The organism is Streptomyces sp. NPDC051133 (genome assembly GCF_040682635.1).
GTDB lineage: Bacteria > Actinomycetota > Actinomycetes > Streptomycetales > Streptomycetaceae > Streptomyces.
Genome location: NZ_JBFBBK010000007.1, coordinates 71,685 through 87,555, shown reverse-complemented (window position 1 = coordinate 87,555; position 15,871 = coordinate 71,685). Strand labels below are relative to the sequence as shown.

Genomic DNA, 15,871 nt, shown 5'->3' with positions numbered 1-15,871 from the left:
CGCCTACCGTGGCCGCCATGGACGTCCAGGTGAGCAGCGTCGCCGAGCGGCCCGACCGGCTGCGGGCGGTGTTCGAGATGGCCGACACATGGCCCGAGTTCGTGACCAACGACCCCGTGGGCACCGCCCACTACGGCCGCATCGCGAGCGAACTGCCCCAGTACGCGCTGTTCGCCGAGGACGAGCACGGTGAGATCGTCGCCCACGCCTTCAGCGTGCCCTTCGCCCTCGGCCTCGACGGCCGGGGCGCCCTGCCCGCACGCCCAGGGCCAGGGCCTGTCCGCCGTCCTGCTCTCGGCCATGCGGGCGGGTGCCCGCGCCCGCGGCTTCCGTGAGGTCGTCGCGCCGGTCCGGCCCAGCGCCAAGCACCGCGAACCGCACACCCCCATCACCGAGTACGTCCACCGGACGCGCCCCGACGGGCTGCCCGCGGACCCGTGGCTGCGGGTCCACGCCCGTGCCGGCGCGCGCATCGACTCCATCGCCCCGGCCTCCATGACCGTGGGCGCCTCGCTGGAGGAGTGGCGCCGCTGGACCGGGCTGCCCTTCGACACCGCCGGGGACGTCGAGGTGCCCGGCGCCCTGGTCCCGGTCCGCTGCGAACCGGAGCGCGGGTACGCCGTCTACGTCGAACCCAACGTCTGGATGCGGCACCCGCTGTGAACGCCGACGGGGCCGGCGGGCTCACGCACCCTTGAGGTGCGCCGGCCCGCCGGCCCCGCGCCGGCCCCCGTCGATCAGGCGGACTTCAGGTTCTTCAGGGAGTCCAGGACCTGCGTCGTCACCTTCTTCGCCGACGCGGCACCGTTGTCGGCGCCCGCCGTGGACAGCACGGTGACCACGGAGTTGCCGGAACGGGCCGCGATCAGCGTGGTGCCGTTCTGCCAGTAGCCGCTGGTCAGCGTCATCGTGTAGGCCTCGTCACCGAGTCCCGCCGTGGACGCGCCCGTGAGCTTCACCTTGGCGTGGGCGTCGGTGTCCGTGTACGTGGCGCACGCGCGGGCGACGGACTGCACGGCCTTCATCACGTCGGTTGCGGTGGTGCCCTGGAAGGCGTCGACCTCCTGGGCCACCTCCTCGCTCTTGTTCGCGTAGTCGTTCTGCGCGAACGACACGCCCCCCTTGTAGCCGGTCACCTGGATCCAGGACGTGGTCTCCAGCCGGGTGCAGTCCGGCTTCGCGGCCTTTCGGGTGGACGGGGGGACGAACGTGCCGCCGCTGTCCGCGGAGCCGTCGGCCTCGAGGGTGAGCCCGGACGGGAACGCCGACGCGGGCGCCAGCGCCTTCTTCAGCTGCGTGCCGGTGGGAAGGCCGGCGTTCAGGTCCTTCGCCTTGGCCGGCTCGGCGCTCGCGCCCCCGGTGTCGGCGGAGGAACCGGAGGAGCAGGCGGTGAGGGCCAGAGGAAGCGCCGCGACGGCGAGCAGGGTGGCGGCACGGGGCGACAGACGCATGACAGTCCTTCAACAGGGTGGGTGGTACGGGGGTACGGGGGTTACGGAGTACGGGGGTTACGGAGTTACAGGGGTGTGTACGGAGGGAGGGAGGGAGGGCCGGCTCAGGCCGCCTTCTTCCAGTCGCCGCAGCCGGTGGTCTTGAAGTAGGCGTCGTTCGGGCCGATGGTGACGACGGCCGTGCCCTTCACGTTGTTGTTGGCGATGATCGAGTCCAGCCCGTGCGCGGCGTCCTTGGTGCGCTCCCAGTAGCAGGAGTCGCCGGTGTTGCCGGCCGACCGGTACGTGCCCGGCGCGATGTCCGTGCCGACCTTGTACATGCCGCCGTCGCCGTCCATCGAGGAGGCGGGCGTGCCCTTCGCCTTGGGGTCGACGGCCTCCCAGTCCTCGCAGCCGCTGGACTTGAAGACCTTGTCGGTGGCCTTGACGGTCACGTAGCTCGTGCCGGTGACGTTGTCGTTGGCCAGCAGCGAGTCCACCTCGCCCTTGGCGTCCTTGGCGCGCTCCCAGTAGCACATGTCGTCGGTGTTGCCAGTGGTGCGGTACGTGCCCGGCTTCACGTCCGAGCCGACCCGGTACTCGCCGTCGCCGGCGATGGCGGCCTTCTTCTTCCCGGCGGCCCGGGCGTCCCCCGAGCCCTTCGTGGCGGACGTGTGACCGGTGGACGCGGACGAGCCCTTGTCACCGCCGGAACCGCTGTTCTTGCCGTCGCTGCCGGCGTTCGCGGACACGGCACCGATGACGACGATCCCCACGACGGCGCCCAGCGTGATCTTTGCCTTCATGCCCATGGCGAATCCCTCCCCAAGAAGGCGGCCTCCCCCTCGGTGGCCGCTCGTTCGCTGGGTCAATAAGACCAGAGCCTGTGAACCGAGTCAACACGGTTCACGGAACTGTCTGTGTACACGTGCGTGAAGGCGTAGATCTTGTGTACGCCGGTATGCTCGGCGCACACACGGGACGAGGGGAGTCAGGCCGGTGCAGGACAACGCGACAGAGGTGACCGCCGCCGGTATCGCCCGGCTCGCCGGCGTGGGCCGGGCAGCCGTGAGCAACTGGCGGCGCCGCCACGCCGACTTCCCCAAACCGGTCGGCGGCACCGAGACCAGCCCGTCCTTCGCCCTCGCCGAGGTCGAGGCCTGGCTGCGCAAGCAGGGCAAACTCGCCGAGGTCCCGCTGCGCGAACGCGTCTGGCAGCAGCTCGTCGGCCATCCCGAGGGCCCGCTGACCGCCCTGGTGCACGCGGGCTGCGTACTGCTGCTCATCCATGAGCGCCCCACGGTCTGGCTCGACGCGAGCGCCGGCTCCGACCAGCGCCTGGCCGCGATCCTGCCGGGGGAGCTGGAGCAGGTGCTGCGGCCGCGCTTCGGCACCGCTGTGAACACCGCTCCGGCGGTCCGGCGTGTGAACGAGACTTCCGCAACGCCCGCTGTGAACGCCGACTCCGACGGCGGGCCGTCGCGTGTGAACACGGCACCGACCCCGCCCCCTGTGAACGCCGCACCCGCTGTTCACACCACCCCGGCCGCTCACACCCCCGCGCCGCCCGCCTCCGCCGCCGCCTCCGCCGCCTTCCCCTCGACCGCCCCCGCGCCGACCGCCCTCACCCCCCGCGCCCCCACCGGCCCCCAGCTGTTCCCCTCCGTCCCCCTCCTGCGCGGCGCCGCCGAGCTGGCCGCCGAGACCGGGGCGCGGCAGGCCTTCGAGTTCCTGCTGGGCCGGCACCTGGACGCCAACCCGCGCCAGTTCACGCTCACCCCGGCCGAACTCGCCGGTCTGATGGCCGACCTCGCCGGTCCCGCCCGCACCGTCCTGGACCCCGCCTGCGGCACCGGCGCCCTGCTGCGGGCCGTGGACACCCGGCCCGAGCAGGAGCTGTACGCCCAGGACAGCGCCCCCGACCTCGCCGCGCTCACCGCGCTGCGGCTCGCGCTGCACTCCCGGGCCACCGTGCGCGGCGCCGCCGGGGACACCCTGCGCGCCGACGCCCACCCGGATCTGCGGGCCGACGCGGTGCTGTGCCACCCGCCGTTCAACGAGCGCAACTGGGGCCACGACGAACTCGCCTACGACGCCCGCTGGGAGTACGGCTTCCCGGCGCGCACCGAGTCCGAGCTGGCCTGGGTGCAGCACGCGCTGGCCCGGCTGGCCGACGGCGGCACCGCCGTGCTGCTCATGCCGCCGGCCACGGCCTCCCGGCGCTCCGGGCGCCGGATCCGCGCCGACCTGCTGCGCCGGGGCGCGCTCAGGGCCGTGGTCGCGCTGCCGGTCGGGGCGGCGCCGCCGTACAACATCCCGCTGCACGTGTGGGTGTTGCGCCGGCCGGACCGGACCCCGGCGTCGCCCGAGGTGCTGCTCGTGGACACGGGGGCGTTCGCCGGGGAGGGGCGTGGCGGCCCGGACTGGGAGGCGGTGCGGGAGGCCGCCCTGGACGCCTGGCGTGCCTTCGAGCGGGCCGGACGGCTGGAGGAACGGCCGGGGCTCGCCCGTTCCGTGCCGGTCATCGAACTGCTCGACGACGACGTGGACCTGGCGCCCGCCCGCCATCTGCCGCCGGCCGTGGCCGACGGCGCCGAACAGCTCACGGCGGTGCGCGAGCGCCTCGGTGCGACCCTGCGCCTGACCGCCGACCTCACCCCGCCCCCCGCCGCCCCGGCACCGCCCGCGCGCTGGCCGCTCACCACCGTCGGTGAACTCGCGCGCGGGGGCGCCCTGGTGATGCGCACCGGCGGGAACGGCGGCCACGCGCGCGTGCCCGTGCTCACCGACCACGACGTGCTCGCCGGTACGGCGCCCTCGGGCACCCTGCCCGAGAGCGAGGAGGAGGCCGTGCTGACCGAGCCGGGCGACGTCGTCGTACCGGTGCTCGGCGGAGGCTCGGTGGCACGCGTGATCGACGAGGCGACGGGCGGCGCCGCCCTGGGGCGCAACCTCGTGCTCCTGCGCCCCGATCGCACGGCGCTCGACCCGTGGTTCCTCGCCGGCTTCCTGCGCGGCACCGCCAACAACCGGCAGGCCAGCAGCTACGCCTCCACCGCGACCCGGCTGGACGTGCGCCGGCTCCAGCTGCCCCGGCTCCCGCTGCACGACCAGCGGCGCTACGGCGCGCGCTTCCGGGCCCTCGACGAGTTCGAGCGGGCGCTGCGCCACGCGAGCCGGCTCGGCGAGCAACTCGTGCGCGGGATGTACGACGGCCTCACCGACGGCACGGTGACCCCCGGCTGACGGCCCGGGCCCGACAACGGTTCGGTACATCCCTGACCGTTCGTCGGTGGCGGGCCATATGCTCGAAGCGACCATGGCACGAGCGGTGTGGTCGGACCGGAGCACATCGGGCGGGCAGGCGCGCCCACTTCAGGCATCAGGAGCAGTCATGCAAGGCCACGGCTACGCACAGCCGGTGAAGCAGCCGCCGCACCAGGGCTGGCTGGTCTTCCTGCGCGTACTGTTCGTGGCGGTCGGGCTCGTCAGCCTCGGCTTCCTGACCTGGGCGATGCTGCTGCGGCTGGCCGTCGTCACCCGCAAGTCGCTGGACTGGGGCCTGTTCGTGGCGGTGCTGGCGGCCGACATCCTCAGCATCGTGCTGCTGGGCAGCGAGCCGGGCGACGAGGTGCACACCACCGGGGGCTACCTGGGCATGACCCTGCTGCTGGGCACACTGGGCGCCGTGATCGCCTACTACCTCGTGGCGGACATCCGGCACTTCCACCGCCTCCGGCCGGCCTACCCGGGCGGCCCGGCCGCGCCCGCGTACGGCTATCCGCAGCCCCCGTCGCCGTTCACCGCGACGACCATGGCGCAGACCCCCGTGCCCGCGCAGCCGCCGGTAGCGCACACCCCGGTCCCGCACACCCCGGTCCCGCACACCCCGGTGCCGCACACCCCGGCCCCGCAGCCCCCGCCGCCGGCCACCCCGCCGCCCCAGCGCCCGGCGCCCGCCCGCATCGACCAGGTCCGTGCCGAACTGGACGAGCTGAGCGACTACCTGCGCCGGCACGACGGCCGGCCCGACGGCCGCCACGACAGCCAGGGCGGACGGTGACCGTGGCGACCGGACGTGTCGTCGCCGGCCGTTACGAACTGTCCACGCTCATCGGCCAGGGCGGCATGGGCCAGGTGTGGACGGCGTACGACCAGCGGCTGGACCGACGCGTGGCGGTGAAGCTGCTGCGCCCCGACAAGGTGGCGGGCCAGGAGGCGGACGAGCTGCGCCGCCGGTTCGTGCGCGAGTGCCGGGTGACCGCGCAGGTGGACCACCCCGGTCTGGTGACGGTGCACGACGCCGGCAGCGAGGGCGAGGAGCTGTTCCTCGTCATGCAGTACGTGGACGGCGCCGACCTGTCCGACCACCTCGCCGAGCACGACCCGTACCCGTGGCAGTGGGCGGTCGCGGTCGCCGCGCAACTGTGCGCCGTGCTGAGCGCCGTGCACGCCGTGCCGATCGTCCACCGCGACCTCAAGCCGCGCAATGTGATGGTGAAGCAGGACGGCACGGTCACCGTCCTCGACCTCGGCGTGGCGTCCGTCATGGACACCGACACCACCCGCCTCACCCACACCGGCTCACCCATCGGCTCGCCCGCCTACATGGCGCCCGAGCAGGCGATGGGCGGTGCGGTCGGCCCGTACACCGATCTGTACGCGCTCGGTGTGCTGCTGCACGAACTGCTCAGCGGAGACGTGCCGTTCGTGGGCTCCACGGCCCTCGGGGTGCTGCACCGGCATCTGTACGAGCCCCCGCTGCCCGTGCGCCGGATCCGCCCCGAGGTCCCCGAGGCGCTGGAGACCCTGGTGCTGCGGCTGCTCGCCAAGGACCCGCAGCACCGGCCGGCCTCCGCGCAGGAGGTGTACGAGGACCTGGCGCTGCTGCTGCCCGCGCGGGGCACGCCCACGGGGGCGCCCCTGGACCCCACACGCCCCTTCCTGCGCCCGCACGCCCCCTGGCCTGACCGGGCGCGGACCCCCGCGCCCCAGCCCGCCCCCGTCACGCCGGCGCCGCCGGCGGCCGAGAAGCCCGATGTGGCCGCCGCCGTGGACGAGGTGAAGCGTCTGCTGGGGGAGGGGCGCATCACGCAGGCCGTGGACATCCTGGGCGCGATCCTGCCCGCGGCGGCCGAACAGCACGGCGCGCAGTCCCCGGTGGTGCGCACCCTGCGCAAGCAGTACGCGGCGACCCTCATGGACGACGGCCAGTACCGGCGCGCGCTTCCCGAACTGCGCCGTCTCGCCGACGAGCGCGCCGCCGAGGCGGGCCAGGCCGACCCGCAGTGCCTGCGCTACCGCTACGAGGCCGCGCAGTGCCTGGAACAGCTGGGCGAACCGGCGGCGGCCCTCGCCGAGTACCGGGCGCTGCTGCCGTACTACGAGAACCAGTACGTCTCCGGCGACCCGCAGCTCGCCCACGACGTGCGCCGGCGCATCGGCCATCTGCTGCTGGCCCTCGGCGACCGGCCGGCCGCCCACGACACGCTCGCGCGGCTGCTGGCGGACGTGGAGCGGGTGCACGGACCGGGGCACCCGCTCGCCGCGGACATCCGGCGCACCCTGCAGTGGCTCGGACAGGTGCGTGGTTAGATGTGCGGCTGTCGGAGATCACGGTGATCTTCCGCGCGGGTCTCGCACACATCAGGGGTGGGGAACATGGCCGGCCATCGGCAGTCCAGGAAGCGTAGACACATCACGTGGGCGGTGGCCGGCGCGGCCGTCGTCGCCGGGGCCGGGATCGCGGCCCAGACCTCCATGGCAGCCACCTCCTGGCCGGCCCAGAAGACCTTCACCGGCCGCGCGTTCGACACCTGCACCGCGCCCTCACTGTCCACGATGAAGGCCTGGCACACCGGCTTCTACGGTGCCGCCGCCGTCTACGTCGGCGGGAAGAACCGGGGCTGCGCCCAGCCCAACCTCACCGCCTCCTGGGTGAAGTCGGTCAGCTCCCTGGGCTGGAAACTCATCCCGATCTACGTCGGCGCGCAGCCGCCCTGCCAGTCGGGTGCCAACCCGGAGAAGCTGACCTCCTCCACCGCCGCCTCGCTCGGCGCGCAGGACGCCGCCGACGCCGTGTCCAAGGCCTCCGCCCTGGGCATGAAGGCGGGCAGCGCGATCTACCTCGACATGGAGGCGTACGACACCACGAACACGTCGTGCAACGACGCCGTGCTGACGTACGTGCGCGCCTTCGACAAGGGGCTGCACGCCAAGACGTACCGCGCCGGCTACTACGGCTTCACCAGTTCCAGCGCCAAGGCCGTCGCCACCGCCAAGGACAAGACGGACCTGCCGGGCAACCTCTGGTACGCGCTGTGGGACCAGAAGAACACCACGACGTCGGACTGGCCGTGGGGCTCCACCCAGTTCACCGGGCACAGCCGCGGCCATCAGTACATGGTCAACAGCAAGGAGTCGCACGGCGGGGTCACGCTCACCGTCGACCGTGACGCGTGGGACGCGCCGGTGGCGATCACCGGCTGATCACCGGCTGATCCCCTGCCGATCCCCTGCTGATCTTCGGCGGCAGGCGCGGCGGTGCCCGAAGCGCGCGTGAATCGTTGGTCGAATGGGTTGGCCACAGCCTGCCCACTGCCTACCATCGATCATCGCAAGACTTTGTGCGCCCGCCCGTCGCCCGACCACCACCCCTGGTGGAGACGCTGCGCGTCGCACCTGTTATTGCAATCTCCCCGCTGGAGGTTTCCTTGCACCGCCGCCGTCGCACCGCGCTCGTCCTCACCGCCGCGATCGCCGCCGCGGCACCCCTCCTGACCGCCTGCGGAAACGATGCGCACCCGGGCGCGGCAGCCGTCGTCGGAGGACAGCGGATCAGCGTCGCCCAGCTGCAGGACCGGGTCGACGAGATCCGCAGGGCACAGCGGGCCGCGGTCCCGGACGAGACCCAGTACCAGCAGGTGCTGGCCTCCACCGGCAGCCTCACCCGCGACACCCTGCACAACATGGTCCTGGACCGGGTGCTGCACCGTGCCGCGCGGGACGAGGGCATCGCGGTCACCCGCAGGGATATCCAGCAGATGCGGACGGGCCTGGAGCAGCAGGCCGGCGGCGCCAAGGGGCTGGAGACGGCCTGGCTGGAGAAGTACGGCATCGCCCCGGCCCGCCTCGACGACAACCTCCGCCTCCAGCTGGAGGCGCAGAAGCTGGCGGCGAAGCTGGGCACCGACACCACCCAGCCCGCCTTCTGGAAGGCCCTGTCCAAGGCGTCCCGGGAACTCCACGTCGACCTGAACCCGCGCTACGGCTCCTGGGACGTGCAGAAGAGCAGCCGGGTGGACGCCAGGACGCCCTGGCTGCGCGAGGTCACCACGGCTGCGGGCGGGCAGCCGGCGACGGCGTAGGACGGCGGCCGGGAGCGGTCAGGGGGGCGAGGGGAGCAGGCCGTCGGTCATACGATCGCAAGATCGTCTCGGCCCTGTGGACAACCGAAACCGCTCCCTCCCGCCGTGCGTTACGTTCGAACCGTGAACGCAACCAGCCCCGAACCCACCGGCCCGGAACCCGCCGGCGCCCCGGACGGCCCCGGCCGTGTCGTCCTGCTCACCACCAGCCACCGCGTCGCGCCGGGCCTGCTGTCCTGGCCCGCCTGGCAGGCCCTGCGCGCCGCCGACGCCGTGCTGTGCGCGGACGGCGCCCATCCGCAGCTGCCGTATCTGCGGGAGGCCGGAATAGCGGTGCAGCAGGCGTCCCCCGGCGCGCAGGAGCTGGTCGACGCCTGCGCCGGCGGGCGGACCGTGGTGGTCGTGGCGACGGGCGAGGGCGAGCCGGCGCTCACCGACGGCCTGGCCCGGATGGCCGGCTCCGGCCGCGTCGCCATGCCGGACCTGGAGCTGCTGCCCGCCTCCTACGACCTGCCCGGCGCCCGCCTCCTGGACCTCGTGCAGGTCATGGACCGCATCCGCGCGGAATGCCCCTGGTCCTCCCGGCAGACGCACCGGGGCCTGGCCAAGTACGGCATCGAGGAGGCCTACGAGCTGGTCGAGGCGATCGAGGCCGGCGACCGCACGGAGCTGCGGGAGGAGCTGGGCGACGTCCTCCTCCAGGTCGTCTTCCACTCCCGGATCGCCGAGGAGGACCCGGACGCGCCGTTCTCCGTCGACGACGTGGCCGGCGGCATCGTCGCCAAGCTGATCCACCGCCACCCGCACGTCTTCGGCGACGAGGAGGCGCAGACACCGGAGGACGTCAAGGAACACTGGCTGCGCACCAAGGCCGAGGAGAAGCGGCGCAGCTCCGTCACCGAGGGCGTCCCGCTCGGCCAGCCCGGCCTGGCCCTCGCCGCCAAGCTCGCCTCCCGCGTCCGCACGGCGGGCCTGGACGTCCCCCTGCCGCAGGGCGAGGGCATCGGCTACGAGCTGCTCACGCTGGCGGTCCACGCCGAGGCGGCCGGTGTCGACCCGGAGGCGGCCCTGCGGGCGGCGGCGCGGGCGTACCGGGACGGGATACGGGCGGCGGAGGGACTGCCCGGGGAGGAGCCGGACGCGATGCCGGACGCGATGCCGGACGCGATGCCGGACGAGATGCCGGGCGAGTAGGGCCGGCGCGGCGGTCCCCGTGGGACGGATACCGTCGGGGGGTGACCGAGCAGCCCCACCCCCCGACGGCCCCCGACCCCGCGCCCGCCCTGTTCACCTGGGAGTTCGCCACCGACCCGTACCCCGCCTACGCCTGGCTGCGCGAGCACGCGCCCGTGCACCGGACGCGGCTGCCCAGCGGGGTGGAGGCCTGGCTGGTCACCCGCTACGCGGACGCCCGGCAGGCCCTCGCGGATCAGCGGCTGAGCAAGAACCCGGCGCATCACGACGAGCCCGCGCACGCCAAGGGCAAGACCGGCATTCCGGGCGAGCGCAAGGCCGAGCTGATGACGCATCTGCTGAACATCGACCCGCCGGACCACACCCGGCTGCGTCGGCTGGTCAGCAAGGCGTTCACACCGCGCCGGGTCGCCGAGTTCGCCGCCCGGGTGCAGGAGCTGACCGACCACCTCATCGACGGCTTCGCGGCCCGTGGCTCCGCCGACCTCATCCACGAGTTCGCCTTCCCGCTGCCCATCTACGCCATCTGCGACCTGCTCGGCGTCCCGCGCGAGGACCAGGACGACTTCCGGGACTGGGCGGGGATGATGATCCGGCACGGGGGAGGGCCCCGGGGCGGGGTAGCCCGGTCGGTGAAGAAGATGCGCGGCTACCTCGCCGAGCTGATCCACAAGAAGCGGGCGGCGCTGCCCGCCGAGCCCCTGCCGGGCGAGGACCTCATCTCCGGTCTCATCCGCGCCTCGGACCACGGCGAGCACCTCACCGAGAACGAGGCCGCCGCCATGGCCTTCATCCTGCTGTTCGCCGGTTTCGAGACCACCGTGAACCTGATCGGCAACGGCACCTACGCCCTGCTCACCCACCCCGGGCAGCGCCGGCGCCTGCAGGAGTCCCTGGCGCGGCAGGAGAGGGAGCTGCTGGAGACCGGCGTGGAGGAACTGCTCCGCTACGACGGCCCGGTGGAGCTGGCCACCTGGCGGTTCGCCACCGAGCCGCTCACCCTCGGCGGGCAGGACATCGCCCCCGGGGACCCGGTGCTCGTCGTCCTCGCGGCGGCCGACCGCGACCCGGCGCGGTTCGCCGACCCGGACGTCCTCGACCTCGGCCGGCGGGACAACCAGCACCTCGGGTACGGGCACGGCATCCACTACTGCCTCGGCGCGCCGCTCGCCCGGCTGGAGGGCCAGACCGCGCTCGCCACCCTGCTCACGCGCCTGCCCGATCTGCGGCTCGCCGTGGATCCGGCCGAACTGCGCTGGCGCGGCGGCCTCATCATGCGGGGCCTGCGCACCCTGCCCGTGGAGTTCGCTCCGGCACCCGACAGAGCCGTACAACCGTAGACACGTCAGACGTTCAACTCTGTGATCTTCACGTGATCTGTGCGGCATTAACTTGTGACAAGTGATCGTCTGCCGATACGTTCACCCATCAGCGCGGCGTCGGCACCATCCGCCGCGCGGTCCTGCCGTCGCACGAAAGGCTTCCGCATGCTCTCCGGGAACGGTCGTCACCGTCGCCCCCGTCAGGCTCCGGCCCTCCTCGTCGCGGCCGGAGTGACCGGCTCCGCCATCGCCATCCCGCTGCTCGGCGCCGCGAGCGCCAACGCGGCCGACGGCACCACGTGGGACAAGGTGGCCGAATGCGAGAGCGGCGGCTCCTGGAGCGCCGACCCCGGCAACGGCTACTACGGCGGCCTGCAGATCTCGCAGGCCGACTGGGACAAGTACGGCGGCGCGCAGTACGCCGAGCGGGCCGACCAGGCCAGCCGGTCGCAGCAGATCGCCGTGGCCGAGAAGATTGTCGCGGACCAGGGAACCAAGCCCTGGGCGACCTGCGCGCTGCTCGCCGGAATGACCTCGGACTCCGGGTCGGCCGACGTCGACACCGGCGTCGGGGGGTCCGGCGACACCGGCGATTCCGGCGACTCCTCCGGGTCGGCCGGCCACTCCGACTCGTCCGGTCCGGCGGATGCGGACTCCTCGCCGTCTGCCGGTTCCGACTCCGACTCGGGCCCCTCGACCGGCTCCTCCGACTCCGGGGACGCCTCGGACCCGAGCGCCACGCCGGCCCCGGGCCAGGACGGGGACGCCGGCACCCACCCCGGTACGTCCACCGGCTCGCACGGAACGAACACCCCCAAGTCCGACAAGTCCACCCCGAAGGGCGCCGAGAACTCGCAGGGGTCCGGAAGCTCCTCCACGGTCGACCCCGGTACCGACGAATCGGACAATTCCGAGCAGCCCACCGGCTCCTGGAGCCTCGTCGACACCGGCGCCCTCAGCAGTGGCGGACGTCACCGGGGCGGGAGTGCGGACGAAAGCGTGACAAACGGTCAGAACAACCCTTCTTCCGGCCGTCACGCATCCTCCGGGCCGGACACCTACACGGTCCGCGAGGGCGACACTCTCGCCTCCATCGCCGACTCCCTTGACGTCGACGGCGGGTGGCACGCGCTCTACGTCCACAACAAGAACGCCATCGGTACCGACCCGAACCACATCACCGCCGGTCAGACCCTGGAAGTCAGGTCCTAAACGGGCGAAAAGCGGGGAGAGTTGACGTCCCGTTTGATCCCTGATGTCCGGTTTGGTGAAAGTGTGGGATGACTCTCAGAAGCCCTGATCGTCTTTGAAATTCCGCCGATCGCCTGTCTACGGTCAAGGCCGCTCGTCACCACGGGCCCCGGCTGCCGCAACGCCGAATCCTGCCAGCGGCTGCCCGGGAACAGTCGTCGCGTCAAGCGCCGTAGGCAGGAGCGGGGGACCCAAGGTAAGTGCCGGGCCCAGCAGTTGAGCTGGTACCGGCTGGGGGTGGAGCCGCGCCTCGCGAAAGCGGGTGTGCGGCCGGGCAACTCAACCGGCCCGAACCCGACAGCTCACCTCGCAGGCGTCGGTGAGGGGATCGATCCATGCTGTTTACCGGCAAGGGCAAGCACCGCCGTCCGTCCAAGGCCGTCCGCGCCGTCGCGCTGGCCGGTGTCACCGGCGCCGCCGTCGCCGCCCCGCTGATGGCGGCCGGCAACGCCTCCGCCGCCACCGCCTCCGAGTGGGACACGGTCGCCCAGTGCGAGTCCGGCGGCAACTGGTCCATCAACACCGGCAACGGCTTCTACGGCGGCCTGCAGTTCTCCGCCTCGACCTGGGCCGCGTACGGCGGCACCGCCTACGCCTCCCAGGCCAACCAGGCCACCAAGGCGCAGCAGATCGCCGTCGCCGAGAAGGTCCTCGCCGCGCAGGGCAAGGGTGCCTGGCCGGTCTGCGGCACGGGCCTGTCCGGCGCCGCCTACAACGGCTCCGCGCCCAGCACTTCCTCGAAGAGCACCGCGCCGAGCAGCACCACCCGCTCCACCGACCAGCAGGCCGCCACCCGCTCCGCCAAGCGCACGGCCCCGTCGGCGAGCAAGACCGTCACCACCCCGACCGGCAAGAAGGTCAAGAAGGGCGACGGCGAGTACAAGGTGGTCAAGGGCGACACCCTCAGCACCATCGCCGTGAAGCACCACGTCCAGGGCGGCTGGAAGAAGCTCTTCGAGCTGAACAAGGACATCGTCGAGGACGCGAACCTCATCTACCCGGGCCAGCAGCTGCACCTGAAGTGACAGCCGGCTCCCGGCCCGGCCCCGGCGCCCTCACATCCCCAGGGGTCTCACCGAAGGCCTCGTGAGGGCCGCCCCCGTCCCCACGGGCTCCCCGCCCCGGCGCGTGTTCCCCCGTACGCGCCGGGGCGGGGTTTTTCATGCCCTCACCACGGAGCTTTGTTTCGGGTGGAAACAAAAGGTACGGTCGGCATGTCCACGGGGCGGTCGGTCGGTGGCCGACGCCCCCGGGACGGTTAGGCTCTAGTCGCAAGGCACCGCCGCAAGGCGGCACCCGCCCCGCACTTCCAGCGTCACATCCAAGAAGGAGATGCTCGTGCCGTCCATCGACGTCGTCGTAGCCCGGGAAATCCTGGACTCCCGAGGCAACCCCACGGTCGAGGTCGAGGTCGGCCTCGACGACGGCAGCACGGGTCGTGCCGCCGTCCCGTCCGGCGCCTCGACCGGCGCCTTCGAGGCCATCGAGCTCCGCGACGGCGACCCGAACCGCTACCAGGGCAAGGGCGTCGAGAAGGCCGTCCTCGCCGTCATCGAGCAGATCGGCCCCGAGCTGGTCGGCTACGACGCCACCGAGCAGCGCCTGATCGACCAGGCCATGTTCGACCTGGACGCCACCGACAACAAGGGCTCCCTCGGCGCCAACGCCATCCTCGGCGTCTCCCTCGCCGTCGCCCACGCCGCCTCCGAGGCCAGCGACCTCCCGCTCTTCCGCTACCTGGGCGGCCCGAACGCGCACCTGCTGCCGGTGCCGATGATGAACATCCTCAACGGCGGCTCGCACGCGGACTCCAACGTGGACATCCAGGAGTTCATGATCGCCCCGATCGGCGCGGAGTCCTTCTCCGAGGCGCTGCGCTGGGGCACCGAGGTCTACCACACCCTCAAGAAGGTGCTGAAGGGCCGCGGCCTGTCCACCGGCCTCGGCGACGAGGGCGGCTTCGCCCCGAACCTCGGCTCCAACCGCGAGGCCCTCGACCTCATCCTCGAAGCGATCAAGGAAGCCGGTTACGCGCCCGGCGACCAGATCGCCCTCGCGCTCGACGTCGCCGCCTCCGAGTTCTACAAGGACGGAAAGTACCTCTTCGAGGGCAAGGAGCGCTCCGCCGCCGAGATGACGGAGTACTACGAGGAGCTCGTGGCGGCCTACCCGCTCGTCTCCATCGAGGACCCGCTGTTCGAGGACGACTGGGCCGGCTGGAAGGTCATCACCGACAAGCTCGGCGACAAGGTCCAGCTCGTCGGCGACGACCTGTTCGTCACCAACCCCGAGCGCCTCGCCCGCGGCATCGAGGAGGGCACCGCCAACGCCCTGCTGGTGAAGGTCAACCAGATCGGTTCGCTGACCGAGACCCTGGACGCCGTCGAGCTGGCCCAGCGCAACGGCTTCAAGTGCATGATGTCCCACCGCTCCGGCGAGACCGAGGACGTCACCATCGCCGACCTGGCCGTCGCCACCAACTGCGGCCAGATCAAGACCGGCGCCCCGGCCCGCTCCGAGCGCGTCGCCAAGTACAACCAGCTGCTGCGCATCGAGGAGATCCTCGACGACGCCGCGGTGTACGCCGGCCGCAGCGCCTTCCCGCGCTTCAAGGGGAACGTCGAGGTCTCCAAGGGCTGAGCCGACCCGGGCCGGCTCTTGGCCAGTCGTCCGTACGTCCCCGTACCCGGTCCCGTACCGTGTCCGGGGACGTACGCACGTGTGAAGCACGGACAAGGGGAGGCGGGAAGCCAGGATGGCCGCGAGGGACCGGGACCGTTTCTCCACCGCGACCAGGCTGCGGCTGCTCGGCGAGCAGACGGCTGCCCGGGTCTACCGCTCCCAGACCAAACGGCAGGCCCGCCGCTCCCGGCTCACCGGCCGCGCGGCGCTGCTCGCGCTGGTGCTGTGCTCGATGATCGTGGCGCTCGCCTACCCGATGCGGCAGTACGTCTCCCAGCGCGCCGAGATCTCCGACCTCCAGCGGCAGCAGGAGCAGGCCCGGCAGCGGGTCGAGCAGCTGCGTGACCTCAAGGCCCGCTGGCAGGACGACGCCTACGCCGAGCAGCAGATCCGCCGTCGGCTGCACTACGTCATGCCCGGGGAGACCGGGTACGTGGTCGTCGACCCGGGCGCGGCCAGGCAGTCCCGCGCCGACCTGCGGGCCGCCCACCGGCCCTGGTACACGAACGTCTGGGACGGTGTCGACAAGTCCGACGCCTCCGACCAGTGATCCCCGGCGCTCCCGCCGGACCCTCGGCAAGCCACTCCGAGCAACCCACTCCGAGAAAGCCACTCTGAAAGCAGT

At 72.5% G+C, this 15,871-nt stretch carries 13 protein-coding genes, 1 pseudogene and 1 riboswitch; of the genes and pseudogenes, 12 read left to right on the top strand and 2 right to left on the bottom strand.

The window, feature by feature from the left end:
• Positions 1–17: 17 nt before the first annotated feature.
• Positions 18–663 (top strand): annotated as a pseudogene (locus tag AB0N17_RS10340) (N-acetyltransferase).
• Positions 664–737: 74 nt separating this feature from the next.
• Here the strand turns inward: AB0N17_RS10340 and AB0N17_RS10335 are convergent.
• Positions 738–1,451, bottom strand: coding sequence for a hypothetical protein (locus tag AB0N17_RS10335; protein ID WP_366010757.1), 714 nt, complete (start codon positions 1,449–1,451; stop codon positions 738–740).
• Between the two features lie 104 nt (positions 1,452–1,555).
• Positions 1,556–2,242, bottom strand: coding sequence for a hypothetical protein (locus AB0N17_RS10330; RefSeq protein WP_366010756.1), 687 nt, complete (start codon positions 2,240–2,242; stop codon positions 1,556–1,558).
• A gap of 187 nt (positions 2,243–2,429) precedes the next feature.
• On the opposite strand from AB0N17_RS10330, the gene AB0N17_RS10325 reads away from it, so the two are divergent.
• From AB0N17_RS10325 to AB0N17_RS10275, 11 genes are all read left to right on the top strand, one after another.
• Positions 2,430–4,676, top strand: coding sequence for an N-6 DNA methylase (locus AB0N17_RS10325; protein ID WP_366010755.1), 2,247 nt, complete (start codon positions 2,430–2,432; stop codon positions 4,674–4,676).
• Positions 4,677–4,824: 148 nt separating this feature from the next.
• On the top strand, positions 4,825–5,493 hold the full coding sequence (locus tag AB0N17_RS10320; RefSeq protein WP_366010754.1) for a hypothetical protein: 669 nt from the start codon (positions 4,825–4,827) through the stop codon (positions 5,491–5,493).
• 38 nt (positions 5,494–5,531) lie between these two features.
• Positions 5,532–7,025 carry a serine/threonine-protein kinase gene (locus tag AB0N17_RS10315; RefSeq protein ID WP_366010866.1) on the top strand — a complete coding sequence of 498 codons (1,494 nt, stop codon included), beginning with the start codon at positions 5,532–5,534 and terminating at the stop codon, positions 7,023–7,025.
• Between the two features lie 66 nt (positions 7,026–7,091).
• Positions 7,092–7,919: a glycoside hydrolase domain-containing protein gene (locus AB0N17_RS10310; RefSeq protein ID WP_366010753.1), complete on the top strand. Its 828-nt coding sequence runs from the start codon at positions 7,092–7,094 to the stop codon at positions 7,917–7,919.
• A gap of 224 nt (positions 7,920–8,143) precedes the next feature.
• Positions 8,144–8,797 carry a SurA N-terminal domain-containing protein gene (locus AB0N17_RS10305; protein WP_366010752.1) on the top strand — a complete coding sequence of 218 codons (654 nt, stop codon included), beginning with the start codon at positions 8,144–8,146 and terminating at the stop codon, positions 8,795–8,797.
• Between the two features lie 123 nt (positions 8,798–8,920).
• Entirely contained in the window at positions 8,921–9,991 is a 1,071-nt protein-coding gene (locus AB0N17_RS10300) for a nucleoside triphosphate pyrophosphohydrolase (protein ID WP_366010751.1), read from the top strand.
• 41 nt (positions 9,992–10,032) lie between these two features.
• Entirely contained in the window at positions 10,033–11,331 is a 1,299-nt protein-coding gene (locus AB0N17_RS10295; RefSeq protein ID WP_366010750.1) for a cytochrome P450, read from the top strand.
• Between the two features lie 147 nt (positions 11,332–11,478).
• Positions 11,479–12,525: a transglycosylase family protein gene (locus AB0N17_RS10290; RefSeq protein WP_366010749.1), complete on the top strand. Its 1,047-nt coding sequence runs from the start codon at positions 11,479–11,481 to the stop codon at positions 12,523–12,525.
• Positions 12,526–12,722: 197 nt separating this feature from the next.
• A riboswitch (cyclic di-AMP (ydaO/yuaA leader) is annotated at positions 12,723–12,895 on the top strand.
• Between the two features lie 4 nt (positions 12,896–12,899).
• Positions 12,900–13,589: a transglycosylase family protein gene (locus AB0N17_RS10285; protein WP_366010748.1), complete on the top strand. Its 690-nt coding sequence runs from the start codon at positions 12,900–12,902 to the stop codon at positions 13,587–13,589.
• A 307-nt stretch (positions 13,590–13,896) separates the two neighbouring features.
• A complete protein-coding gene (gene eno, locus AB0N17_RS10280; RefSeq protein WP_366010747.1) occupies positions 13,897–15,204 on the top strand; it encodes a phosphopyruvate hydratase in 1,308 nt (435 codons plus the stop codon).
• Between the two features lie 115 nt (positions 15,205–15,319).
• On the top strand, positions 15,320–15,796 hold the full coding sequence (locus AB0N17_RS10275; protein ID WP_366010746.1) for a septum formation initiator family protein: 477 nt from the start codon (positions 15,320–15,322) through the stop codon (positions 15,794–15,796).
• The last annotated feature ends 75 nt before the right edge of the window (positions 15,797–15,871 follow it).